Source organism: Streptomyces sp. CA2R106, assembly GCF_037034245.1.
In the GTDB taxonomy this organism is placed as follows: domain Bacteria; phylum Actinomycetota; class Actinomycetes; order Streptomycetales; family Streptomycetaceae; genus Actinacidiphila.
On the sequence record NZ_JBAGKC010000242.1, the window covers coordinates 1 to 210 of the forward strand.

Below are 210 nucleotides of genomic sequence, written 5' to 3' on the forward strand. Positions count from 1 at the left end.
CGTGGCGGCCTGCGACGTGGCGGACCGGGAGCAACTGACGGCGCTGCTCGGTTCGTTGGAGGTCCCGCTCAGCGGAGTGATCCACGCGGCGGGCGTACTGGACGACGGTCTGCTGGCGTCGATGACGCCGGAGCAGCTTGAGCGGGTGGTCCGGCCGAAGCTCGAATCGGCGCTGCTGCTCGATGAGTTGACCACCGGCATGGATGTGCA

The 210-nt window shown here is 68.6% G+C and carries 1 protein-coding gene; it reads left to right on the forward strand.

Translation table 11 applies throughout. From position 1 onward, the window contains the following. The coding region (locus WA788_RS35935) for a KR domain-containing protein (protein ID WP_335984770.1) at positions 1-210 on the forward strand (210 nt) is incomplete at both ends.